8 protein-coding genes are annotated in these 11,039 nt (G+C 67.2%); 3 read left to right on the top strand and 5 right to left on the bottom strand.

All coding sequences use genetic code 11. The features are described from left to right. The first annotated feature begins 70 nt into the window (after nt 1-70). A complete protein-coding gene (locus Poly30_RS18070; protein WP_145200330.1) occupies nt 71-1,678 on the top strand; it encodes a hypothetical protein in 1,608 nt (535 codons plus the stop codon). A 141-nt stretch (nt 1,679-1,819) separates the two neighbouring features. Here Poly30_RS18070 and Poly30_RS18065 read toward each other — a convergent pair whose 3' ends face one another. The 4 genes from Poly30_RS18065 to Poly30_RS18050 are packed head-to-tail and all read right to left on the bottom strand — an operon-like array spanning nt 1,820 to nt 7,095. Then, complete coding sequence (locus tag Poly30_RS18065) at nt 1,820-2,653, bottom strand: ABC transporter ATP-binding protein (protein ID WP_145200327.1); 834 nt, start codon at nt 2,651-2,653, stop codon at nt 1,820-1,822. After that, entirely contained in the window at nt 2,650-3,750 is a 1,101-nt protein-coding gene (locus tag Poly30_RS18060) for a FecCD family ABC transporter permease (protein WP_145200324.1), read from the bottom strand. Before Poly30_RS18060 ends, Poly30_RS18065 begins: the two co-directional genes overlap by 4 nt. After that, nucleotides 3,747-4,952: an ABC transporter substrate-binding protein gene (locus Poly30_RS18055; RefSeq protein WP_145200321.1), complete on the bottom strand. Its 1,206-nt coding sequence runs from the start codon at nt 4,950-4,952 to the stop codon at nt 3,747-3,749. The genes Poly30_RS18060 and Poly30_RS18055 overlap by 4 nt, the downstream gene beginning before the upstream one ends. Nucleotides 4,953-4,959: 7 nt before the next feature. Then, nucleotides 4,960-7,095 carry a TonB-dependent siderophore receptor gene (locus Poly30_RS18050; protein WP_145200318.1) on the bottom strand — a complete coding sequence of 712 codons (2,136 nt, stop codon included), beginning with the start codon at nt 7,093-7,095 and terminating at the stop codon, nt 4,960-4,962. A gap of 137 nt (nt 7,096-7,232) precedes the next feature. On the opposite strand from Poly30_RS18050, the gene Poly30_RS18045 reads away from it, so the two are divergent. Next, nucleotides 7,233-8,519, top strand: a complete 1,287-nt coding sequence (locus Poly30_RS18045; protein ID WP_419190339.1) for an MFS transporter — start codon at nt 7,233-7,235, stop codon at nt 8,517-8,519. A gap of 18 nt (nt 8,520-8,537) precedes the next feature. Here Poly30_RS18045 and Poly30_RS18040 read toward each other — a convergent pair whose 3' ends face one another. After that, on the bottom strand, nt 8,538-9,770 hold the full coding sequence (locus tag Poly30_RS18040; RefSeq protein WP_145200312.1) for a hypothetical protein: 1,233 nt from the start codon (nt 9,768-9,770) through the stop codon (nt 8,538-8,540). A gap of 165 nt (nt 9,771-9,935) precedes the next feature. Here Poly30_RS18040 and Poly30_RS18035 point away from each other — a divergent pair, with 165 nt between their 5' ends. Continuing rightward, entirely contained in the window at nt 9,936-11,033 is a 1,098-nt protein-coding gene (locus Poly30_RS18035) for a hypothetical protein (protein ID WP_145200309.1), read from the top strand. The last annotated feature ends 6 nt before the right edge of the window (nt 11,034-11,039 follow it).

The raw sequence follows: 11,039 nt of genomic DNA, 5'->3' as shown, positions 1-11,039 counted from the left end.
CCGGGAAATGCGAGGTGCGGCTATCCTGGAAGGGGGCTCCGCTTCTTCCCACACGGGCCCTCAGACTACCATGCTCGCCCTCGCCTCACTTCTTCTCATCGCGCCCGCACAGTCCAGCTCCGTGATCGACGTGCTCCTGCGCGAACTGGGCCCGGTTCCCGGTCTGGGGCCGACCGCCGAGGTCCGCGGAATCAACGCTCCACGACCGGGGCGAGGAGGCGGCTGGGTCGCGGGGGTGCTTTCGTACGATCCGGCGGCCGGCAACTCCAGCACGTGGGTCGCCGTGGGACAGCGTCCTGGACAGCAGGGCGGTCCGGTCCAGCTCCTGCGGCAGCCGACGGTGGTGCAGGGGGCGGCGCAGACGGGGATCTTCTCCCCGTCGATGGCCAATGGCCTCGTCGCCTACGTCGATCGCCAGTGGGCACCCCATCGGGTCTGCATCGAAGATCAGCCCATCGTGGCCTCTGGGGACATCATCGGTGGAACGGCGGGTGGAACCTGGGAGTTCTTCCAGCAGGTCGAGTTGACCACGTCGGGAGATCTTCTGATCTCCGGGATGGCGACGCTTCCTGGGATCGGAAGCCGGGAGATTCTCTGGCGCTGGCCGCAGGAGGAGGTGCTGCTCACCCAGGGTCAGTCCCTCCCCGGGTTCGGCATCATCTCGCGCTTCGAGACCTACCTCTCGGTCAGCCCGAACGGCCAGCACTGGAGTCACGTCGTGCGCAGGGGGCCCGGGCTCAGCTTCGGCCTCGTGGTGGACGGCGAGATCCTCGACGCGGCCCCTGGGCGGCCGGTGATCGTGGGCTCCGCGGTGCCACCTGACATCGCCGGCTCTTTCGGTCCTTCGCTCTGGGACGGCCTCCAGTTCCCGGCGCAGGTCAACGATCGCGGGGACTGGGCGTTCAAGGGATGGATCCTGACCCTCGGCGGAACCTATCACACGGTGATCGCGAGGAATGGTCGCACCTTCTTCGACGGCAATCCGCTGGCGAATCTCATAGGAATCGACGCGCGAGGCGCGGTCTTCAGCCATACCGGCGCCTCGCTGTTGATCGAGGAGCAGCCCGTCGTGACCTATCCCTTCGAGGTCGACATCGACGGGGACGGCGTCCCCGACCCCGGCGGCGGCCTGTGCAGTCTCGGCTCCTACGACACGGCGCCACCGTCGGTGGACGGGCAGACCGTCTTCAAGTCGCGCCTTCGCGAGATGAATCAGTGCACCTTCGATGACGTGATCGTGCGCGCTCGCCCGATGCGTATCGACGTGCCTATCTGCGAAGGTGTGCCGAACTCCACGGGCCAGCCAGGCCAGCTCATCGTCGGCGGAACCTCCCGGGCTCTTGAGAACGAGGTCTCTCTGCAGCTCTTCGGCCTACCTGAAAGCGCCCCCTGCTACGCGCTCCTCTCCCGCTCGGCCGGCTTCGCCGCGAACCCAGGCGGAAGCCAGGGCAACCTCTGCCTGGGCGGCGGCATCGGCCGCATGGTCCTGAGCCTGTTCGTGGCGGGCGCAGAGGGCCGCGGCCAAGTGACCATCGATCTGACCGCCATGCGCGAGCCGACCGGCTACGTGGCAGCGATGCCAGGAGAGCGCTGGTACTTCCAGGCGTGGTACCGCGACTCCCTCTCCGGGACCGCCACGTCGAACTTCACGGCCGCCTCGGCCGTCCTCCTGAACTGACCCCACCATCCCTCCACCGCCTCCCGCGAAGCGACACAAACGGACCAGGTGCATCCATTCCGACACAAACGGACCAGGTGCATCCATTCCGGAATGGATGCACCTGGTCCGTTTGTGTCGCTTCGCGGGGGATTTTGCGTTTCATGGGGCGGCAGGGGCGTCTGGTACGAATAGCAGCGCTTTGCTTTGGTCGTCTTTCAGTACGTGGCCCTGCACTTCGTAGGCGGTTCGCATCATCGGGGGGGTGATCACGAACTCTGGGGGGCCCTCGACGAGGATCTTGCCGCTCTTTAGCAGCACGAGGTGGTGGGCGTGGCGCGCCGCCAGGTTCACGTCGTGCATCACCATCACGATCGTGATGCCGTGGTCGCGCTGGAGTTTTTCCACGACTCGCATCACCTGGAGCTGGTGGCCGAGGTCCAGGAAGGTCGTTGGTTCGTCCAGGAGGAGCGTGCACGTGTCTTGGGCGAGCGCCATCGCGATCCAGACGAGCTGGCGCTGGCCGCCGCTCAGCTCTTCGACCCTGCGTTCGCGGAGCGTCGTCGTTCCGGTCAGGTCGAGCGCGCGGTCGATGGCCTCGTCGTCCTCGCGTGAGGCTGGCTCCAGGAAGCCCCGGTGGGGGAAGCGGCCGTGGCGCACCAGACCCTCCACGGTCAGACCTGCAGGCGCCGCGTTCTCCTGGAAGAGGATCGCCAGGCGCCGGGCGAAGTCACGCGTCGATTCGGTCGCGATGTCCGCGCCATCGAGCAGGACGCGGCCGCCGGCGAGGCGGAGCTGACGGCTCAGCGACTTCAGCAGCGTGCTCTTCCCGCTGCCGTTAGGACCGATCAGGCAGGTGATTTGCCCGGCGGGGATGCGGAGCGTCAGACCGTCCAGCACCGGCCGCGCCAGGCTCGCGTAGCCTGCGATCAGCTCCTCGGCCTCCAGACCGCGCTGGGCCTTCGGACCCTCGTTCGCGCCCCATTTCGTCGTCATGGCCGTATCAGCTGCTGCTCGCGCCGCATGAGGTAGAGGAAATAGCCACCACCGAGTACGCCCGTGACGATGCCCACGGGGACCTGCAGGGGACTGAACGCGAGGCGCGCGGCGGTGTCGGCCACCAGCATGATGGCAGGACCCACGAAGAAGCAGCCGATCAGGAGCGGGCGCGACGTCGGTCCCGTGGCCGTCCGCACGATATGTGGGACGATCAATCCGACGAAACCGATCATGCCCGCTACCGCGATCGTGGTCGAGGCGGCCAGCACGGCGATCACCGCCAGCCCGAAGCGGACGCGCTCCGTCGATACGCCCAGCGAGCGGGCGGCGGCGTCTCCAAGCAGCATCACGTCGAGGTAGCGGCTGGTGCCCAGTGCCAGCACCGTCGTCACGACCGTCCACGGCAACGCGATGCGAACGCGCTCCCAGTCCGCTCCGGTGAGGGAACCCGTCGTCCACGAGACGGCGTCCTGCACCGTGGCGAGGTCGCGCATCAGCAAGAACAGCGCGGTCTGCAGCGCGCCGCCGATCGCCGCCACGATCACGCCCGCGAGCACGAGGCGGATGGAACTCGTTCCGTGACGCCAGGCGATCGCGTAGACGAGGAGGAACGCGCCGAGCCCGCCCGCGGACGCGATGAGCGGCAGATGGGGGCCGAAGCCGGGGAAGGCCACCAGCACGAGCAGGATCGCGAGCCCGGCGCCGGAGCTGACGCCGAGCAGATACGGCCCCGCGAGTTCGTTGCGCGTGATGCCCTGGAAGATCGTGCCCGAGATCCCGAGGTTGATCCCGACGAGCACCGCGAGCAGGATCCGCGGCAGACGCACCGACCAGACGATCAGCGTGGACGTGTCGATCTCCACCGAACGCGCAAGGCCGAGGGTATCGCCCACGGGGTCTCCGAGGACGATCCGGAGTAGCGTGGCCGGATGGGACCAGAGATCGCGGTCGCCCAGCGCCCCGAGGGTCTCGCGCCAGCTCGTGGCGTACGCGCCGGCCGCGATCTGGATCACGGCGGCGATCAGCATGCAGACGAGCGCACTGACGATCATGCGACCGGGGCGGCCGCTCCCTGGGAACGAAGGGCGACTCATCGCTGCGACTCTGCGGCAGACTCACCGCGCAGGACGCGGCTCACCTCGGCGCGGCTGAAGAGCTGCTCCGACTCCGGATAGTCACCGTCCGCGCGGAACGGCCCGAAGCGATCCGGATAGATCTGCTTCGCGGCCATCTCGATCTGGAAGAGGTGGAAGATCGGGCCCTGGAGCGGCGACCCGCCCGGGTAGGCGCGATCCGTGCCCAGCGCGGTGAGGCGCGCCCCGAGCGGATCGTCCCTCAGCGCGAGCAGCTGATCGTAGGTCTCGCTGGAGTAGATCGCCCAGGGAACGATGAGCACTTCAGGGTCGAGGGTGAGCATGGCCTCGATGTCGAGGCGGGTGCCGCGGCCCGCGTCCGCGTACGTCTGATCTCGGATCGGCGCGAAGGCGTCGCGCGCTCCGACCGCGCGGTACTGGGCGGTGCCGAAGCCCGGGCGCGAGAGGCTGAACGGAAGGAACCCGTTCCCGGAGACCATCACGAGACCGACGGTGGGCCGCTCCGACTCCGGCGGCAGCTGCGCCTGGATGCGCTCGACCATGGCGTTCGAGATCGCGGCGAGGCGCCGGACCCGCCCCGCCTCGCCGTGGACGGCGGCGACGCGCTCCAGCAGCTCCCACAGCGGATAGAACTCGTAGGGCTCGTCGCCGGGGTAGTCGTTCGTTCGGCTATAGCGGTTGGCGAAGAACGGCCCGACGTTACGGGAGATCTCGGCGACGTCCCCCGGCGTCCAGCTCTTCCCGCTGGAGAGTCGAAGCGGATCGATGTGATGCACGTCGGCGTCGAGGCCGTAGAGCGTCTCCTTGTCGAACATACCACCCGACTCGCCGTAGAGAAACGTGAGCGCATCGCGGTCGACGCCGGACTCCACACCCTCCAGCTGACCGTAGAACTCGTCGTGAAAATTCGCGGCCGAGCCCGTGGCGACGAGCCCCTCGCTGCGGCCGATCGCGACCGCAAGGTCGTTGTAATGGGCATCCAGCGTGACGAAGCGCCGGGGCACAGCGGGAAACTCGACCGCACCCATCGGAGACATCTCGACGACGAAGGCGGCGCTCCCTTCTGCTGCAGGCGAACGCCGATCGCGCGTCGAAACCTCGGTCCCTCCATACAGGCGCGCCAGGAGAACGATGGCGAGGATCGCTGCGCCGAGAACCGCGCCGATGCCGCCCAGCTTCAGGGCTCGAACGAGGGGCGACATCGGCGGATCAGAACGTGAGAGCCAGGCTCGCCATCACCGTGAGCGGCGCACCGGGCTGGACCCGCGCCACGTTGAACGAAGACTCGTAGTACTCCGTGTCGAAGAGATTCATGACGTTCAGCTGGAAGCGAGCGTTGCCCCCGTTTCGGATCTCCGTGTCGTACCAGGCAGCGAGGTCGACGCGCTCGTAGCTCGGCAGCGAAAAGGTGTCGTCGTTGTCGCCAGCCTTCTCGCTCGACGTGAACACGCCCGCCCCGACCCCGAGATTCTCGAACGGCCCTCCATCGTCGAAGCCGTCATACTTCAGCCAAAGGCTTCCGCCGTGGAGCGGGATGCCGCGGAAACGGCCCCCTTCCGGCAGCGCGTCCGACCTCACCACCTCCGTATCCGTGTAGGCATAGCTTCCGATGATCTGGAGGCCGGGAGAGACGCGTCCGGTGACGTCGAGTTCGACTCCGCGGCTTCGCAGCTCGCCAGCGTTGAGGCTGAAGTTCGTGTCGCTCGGATCCGCGATGGCGACGTCGTTCTTCGTGATCTCGTAGATCGCGGCGTTGACCCCGAGCTTTCCATCCAGGAACGTCATCTTGGCCCCGACCTCGAACTGCACGCCGTTCTCGGGGTCCAGCGGCTCACCGCTGGAGGTCATGCGGTTGGTACCGGTCGGGTTGAACGAGTTGGCGACGTTGAAGTACGGCGAGACGGACGGCGTGAGGTCGAAGAGAGCGCCGAGGTTCCAGCTCGGTAGGTTGTCCTGCTGGGTGTCCGGATGGTTGTTCTGGGTGAAGTGGTCGAACCGCGCGCCCGCGAGAACGTGGAGCCGGTCGTCCATCGTCGTCAGCTGGTCCTGCAGGTACAGGCCGACGAAGCGCACGTCCTGCGCTGAGTCGCCCGCGTTGTTGATCACGTAGTCGAGCGTCGGGAAGTTCGGATTCAGGATCGAGATCTCGCCGATGGAGGCCGTGTCGCGGCGGCGGCGGAACTTGTAGTCGCGGCGGAAGGCCTGGACGCCGGCGAGCAGATGGTGTCGCCAGGACCCGTGGTCTGCGTCGAGCAGGAGCTCGCTCCGCAGGTTGCCGTCCCAGGACACGAACGTGCTCGCGTCGTAGAATGGGGTCACCGTCTCGCTCGAGCTGGTCGTGCCAAAGCGCCGGACCGCGTCCATCTCGGCGTCGAAGTAGTGAAGCTGAATCTCCTGGCGGAACGTCAGGTCGTCGTGGAGGTCGTGCTCGAACTTCAGCCCGAGGAACGTGTCCTCGACGCTCTGGCTGTTGTGGTCGGGATCACCCAGGAACGTGTCGATCGAGGCGATGGGCTTTCCGGCGCTGGAGAAGGCCACGCCGTCGTCGACGGGCTTGGATCGGTTCTGGTACCAGACCCAGGCGGTCAGTCGGCTGTCCTCGGAGGGACGCCACTCGAAGCTCGGCGCGAGGAACAGTGATTGGTCTTCGAGCGTATCCCGGAAGGAGCGGCTGTCCTGCACCGCGCCGGCGATGCGGTAGGCGAGGTTCTCGTCGTTGCCAAGAGGCCCGGTGGTGTCGAAGGTCGCCCGGTAGAAGTCGTAGCTGCCGGCCGTGATAGACATGTTGTGCCGGGGGGAGAACCTCGGTGTCTTGGGCACGAGGTTGATCACGCCGCCGGGTTCCAGGGCGCCGTAGAGCAGCGACGCCGGGCCCTTGAGGACCTCGAGGCTTTCCAGGCCCGCGACGTCGACCGGGCCGAGGCCCCAGGTCCGACCGCCGTCCAGATAGGGCCGCTGCTCGAACCCGCGCACGAAGGCATTCTCGAAGGTCAGCGCGAAGCCCTCGGTCTTGCTGGGCTGGACCCCGCTGACGTTCCGGTAGGTGTCCTTCAGGCGCCAGACCGCCTGATCCTGGACCAATTCTTCAGGGATGACCTGTACGGACAGCGGTGTTTCACGCAGGGGGACAGAGGTTCGCGTTCCTGCGGATGCGGTGTCGGTCCGATAACCCGCTCGCTCCTTGGGCCTCACGACCGTCGGTTCGAGATCGACGGCTGGGGCGCCGGATGGGCTCGGATCCTGCTGCGTGGGGGATGAGGCCAAGGAAGAGGCCAGTGCAGCCGGCGCGGAGCCGGGCACGTGCAGCGAGGCGGCAACCGCCCAGACGATGAAGGGCAAAGGCATACGGACGCGGTGAGAGTGACGCGTGGACGGAGAGAGAGAATCGCGGCGGGAAACGCTGAACGCCGAAGGCGGTTCACCGTTTTTCGGGCGACATTGCAAGCTTGTCGCGCGGCGCCGGTGAGTCCTCGATGGCCGCGATGCTGCGCCTCCTCCGGTCCGCCGGGCCTCCCATGCTCTTCCGCTTCAGCCTCTACGGCTTCCTCAAGAACCTCCGCTTCTTCGACGCGTTCCTCGTCCTCGCGCTTCGCGAGCGCGGGCTCGACTTCCTTGCGATCGGTACGCTGGTGGCGATCCGTGAGGTCACCGTACTCGTGCTGGAGGTCCCATCGGGCGCGCTCGCCGATGCGCTCGGCCGCAAGCGCTGCATGGTCGCGAGCATGGTGGGGTACATCGCGTCGGGCCTCCTGCTCGGTCTTTCCTCGAACGTCTGGCTGCTCGGGCTTGCGATGGTCGCGTACGGCTTCGGAGACGCGTTCCGGAGCGGCACCCACAAGGCGATGATCCTCGCGTGGCTTCGCCAGCAGGGCCGGCTCGACGAGCGCACACGGATCTATGGCTACACCCGCTCCTGGTCGCAGTTCGGCTCGGCGATCTCGGCGCTCGCGGGCGGCGGCCTGCTGCTCGCCGGCACGGGCTACCGTTCCATGTTCCTGGCGAGCTCCTTCGTCGCGACGCTGAACCTCATCAATCTCGCGACCTACCCGAACGAGCTCGACGGCGCGCGCCCCGCCAAGGGCCAGATGATCGGTGGCACCTACCGCCAGCTCATGGCCACGATCCGCTCGGTCGTGCGCCAGGGGAGCCTGCGAACGCTGCTCATCAGCGGCGTCGCGGTCCGCAGCGGCTACAAGGTCGCGAAGGACTACCTCCAGCCCGTGCTGCAGGCGCTCGCGCTCTCGGTTCCGCTCGCGCTGGACTGGGAGCCCGAGCAGCGGATCGGCGTCATCGTCGGCGTCGTCTCGGCGGCTCTCTTCCTGCTTTCGAGCTACGCCTCGCGCCAGGCGCATCGCTACGAGCGCCACTACGGCGACCCCGATCGCGGCGCGCGGGCGCTGATTCTCCAGCACGCCGTCGCGTTCGCCGTCCTCGGCGCAGCGCTGGCGCTGGGCCTCGTCTGGCCCGCGATCGCGCTCTTCATCGTGCTAGCGATAGGCCAGAACCTCTGGCGCCCGGTGCAGGTCGGTCGCCTCGGCCTCGCGGGTCCGGAGGATCAGATCGCGACGGTCCTGAGCATCGAATCGCAAATGGCGGCGTTCTTCGCGGCGTGCATGGCACCGGCCGTCGGCTGGCTGGTCGACCTCGTGGCCGATGGAAGGACCCCTGTCCCCCTGACGGCCCTTGCCCCGGTCGCGCTCCTGGGCCTGCCGCTTCTGGTGGGCCTCGGCCGTATGCGACCGCCGTCGCCGGGACGAGTAACTCCGTGAGCCAGTCGCCGGCCCGATCTAATGCACGTCCGCGTCGAACGCTACCGCCACCTGCATGCCGTGGAGCGGGTAGTCGATCTCGACGCGATGCACCTGGAAGTCCGCGGCATCCTGATTCAGCCCTTCGAAGACGTGCGCCATCATGGCGGGGTAGGGCGTGAACTCTCGGATGGAAAGGTCCCCGTCGGCCGGACCGAGCGATCGGATCGCCTGCACAAGGTCGAGCCGATCCACGTCTCGCGTTCGGTCGTTGACATCCGCTACCCCGTGAACCGACGTGTCGTAGAGCATGAGTTCAGGCACCGAACCCGGGTAGACGTTCCGGTGGACCATCACGTCCAGAATGAGCTTGCGCGACGGAATCGGAGCATCCGCGTAGACCCAGCCCCGTCGTCCTGAGCCACGCTTGACGGCCGCGGGCATCTCTCCCTGGTTGACCTCAGCGAGCAGTACGTCGACGGCGGACTCCGGCCCGTAGTCGTCGCTGGAGAGCGTGTACTGGAGCAGATCCCCCGTGCGGCGCGCCACGAAGTGGCCAGGTCGCGCCTGGCAGAACCCATCCAGTTCGCCGCCCATGCGGCCGCCGGCCAGGCCAGCCAGCGGCTTGCCGTTCAGGCCCATGGGGCGGCGAGCGACGTTCTCGGGCACGATCCTCCGCGTCGTCGCCTTGACCGGGACTCCGGGGCGAAGTCGTCGAAGTCCGAGGAGCCCAAGAACCCAGGTGACGTCCAGCCTCGTGGGATCCGTCGCCGGCTTCAGGATCACCGCCGACAGATCCAGATCCGCCGTGGAGCCGAGCAACTCGCTCATCGCCCGCCAGGCCGCCTGCTTGCGCCGAAGCTCGAACTCCTCGCGCACCTCGGGGGACCAGGCGGCAAGCAGGCTCGTGAGCGCGGAGCGATCGCCCCATTCCGTGGCCAGGAGACTTCGAAATTCCTCGATGACATCGAGGGCTGGCTGCGCGAGGGAATCCTCCAGTTCGAGGCGCCGGCGGCTGGCGCGCACGAAGCGGCGGAGCGGGTCGGGTCCCGGCAGGTGGTGGAGACGCGCGATCGAGTCTTCCCGGCGCAGGGCCTTCAGCACGCGACTCGCGAGCACCTTGTCGACGCCGATCGCCTCCGCCAGGCGCTGGGGGCCGAGGTCAGCGCCTCCAGCGGCATCGACCACCCGCCCCAGTTGCACCCCTAGCCGCTCGGAGAGGTCGCGCAGAGTGAGTTCCAGGTTGGCGGGCGTGGTGGGCTGGGAGGACATGGCAAGATCATGCCTGGAACTCACTGTGAAGTCACTACTTCTGCTGGTCGATGAGTTTCCCGGATACAAAAAGCGGAGTTTCCCGGACACGGTAGTGTCGGTATCCGGGAAACTCTGCCCGTCCATTCGCTTCGTCCTATCCTTCTTTCCACCTCTCGACCCCACATGCAACTCGCGAAACCTCTCTCCACTCTCGGCGTGCTTCTGTTCGTGTCTCCCGCCCTCGCCCAATCCCCCACGGTCGTGGGTTTCGATGGCGGCAGCGACGGTGGCTTCATCGGGAACGCGGTCTTCGAAGCGACGGGCGGCAACCCGGACGGGAATGCCCATCACGCCGCTCTGATCTTCTTCAACGAGCTTCGCACGGGCGGCATCGGTGAGCCGGTCAATCCGAACCTCATCGGCGACTACTCGGGCTTCGGTTCGGTCACGTTCGAGGTCGACATCAAGGTCGACTCGCTCACGGACTTCATCGGGAACGACATCGCGCGGCCCTTCGGTTTGAAATTGATCGACCGAGACATCACCGGCCCCAACGGGAGTTCCGGCGTCTACGTCGATCTCGCTGTCCTCTCCAGCTTCAACCAGCCCAATTGGACCCGCGTATCGGTGACCATCGACGATCCCACGTCCGCGGCGCTGCCCCCCGGCTGGATCGGCTTCGGGGACGACGACCCGACGACGTTCGAGCCGATTCTTCCCGCTGGCGCGACGTTCGCCTCGGTCCTGGCGAGCGTGGACGAAGTCCACCTCACCGGCGCCACACCCGGATTCTTCTTCAACGACGCCAACTTCGACATGCGGATCGACAACGTGACCTTCATCGTCACCGATCCGAGCCTCGGCACCGAGACCTGCTCGGGGGTGGCGAACTCCACGGGCGCTGGCGCGGACCTGTCGCTGTCCGGTAGCAACGTGGCGAGCGCGAATAACCTGACGGTGCAGGTCAACTCCCTGCCCTCGAACTCCCTCGGCTACGTGATCCACTCGCTGGGCAACGCTGTCGTGGCGAACCCCGGCGGCTCGGAGGGGAACCTCTGTCTCGCAGGTGCTTCCATCGGGCGATTCAACTCCCAGGTCCTCGACTCGGGCGCCGCGGGCGCAGTCTCGTTCAGCCCGGACCTGACGTCCCTGCCAGCTGTCGGTGGACCCGTGAGTGCGGTGGCAGGCGAGACCCGCTACTTCCAGCTCTGGTACCGAGACAACGTCGGCGGCGTCGCCACCTCGAACTTCTCGAGCGCCGACGGCATCACGTTTCAGTGAGCGGTC

The organism is Saltatorellus ferox, from assembly GCA_007751475.1.
Classification (GTDB): domain Bacteria; phylum Planctomycetota; class UBA1135; order UBA1135.
The sequence above is the reverse complement of the archived record's forward strand: the minus strand, read 5'-3'. Positions and strand labels throughout refer to the sequence as shown.